2 protein-coding genes are annotated in these 510 nt (G+C 39.6%); one reads left to right on the plus strand and one right to left on the minus strand.

Annotated features, from left to right (window positions below; all coding sequences use genetic code 11):
• The coding region (locus tag ABD126_RS38715) for a transposase (RefSeq protein WP_343944883.1) at positions 1 to 268 on the plus strand (268 nt) is incomplete at its 5' end.
• 48 nt (positions 269 to 316) lie between these two features.
• Here ABD126_RS38715 and ABD126_RS38720 read toward each other — a convergent pair.
• Positions 317 to 510: hypothetical protein (locus ABD126_RS38720; protein ID WP_343944886.1), on the minus strand; the 194-nt coding region annotated here is incomplete at its 5' end.

Genomic DNA, 510 nt, shown 5'->3' on the forward strand with positions numbered 1-510 from the left:
CTTCAACAAGAAGTCAGGTCCCGATGAAGCAAGGCTAAATCTCGCAAGATGGTACAATGAAGTGGAAAAGTTTGACTATATGGAGTTCAACAAGGTACTTGATACCTTTTCAAACCATAGTACGACCATCATAAATTATTTTGAAGAACGATTGACAAATGCTTCAGCGGAGTCGTTCAATGCTAAAATCAAAGCTTTTCGAAGCCAGTTAAGAGGGGTGGCTGATCTGAAGTTCTTCATGTTCAGACTGGCTAGGCTATACGCTTAAAAGAAAGCTTGCCAACCCGGAAAATCCGCTGACCCCAAAGATGGGCGTTTACTTCATGCCATCTATTACTTTTAGTATAGAATCGGGCTTTTCTACCATTCGCAATACAGAATCCGAATCAAATCCCATATATTCTATATAGGTTCGTATTAACTCATAATGCTCTTTGGCATATTTTGTATCTATCGCACGTGTAGCGTTGAAGCAGATAGGTTCATGATGTGCTATTCTGTTACGAAATT

Source organism: Saccharothrix mutabilis subsp. mutabilis, assembly GCF_039521145.1.
Classification (GTDB): Bacteria; Actinomycetota; Actinomycetes; order Mycobacteriales; family Pseudonocardiaceae; genus Actinosynnema; species Actinosynnema mutabilis.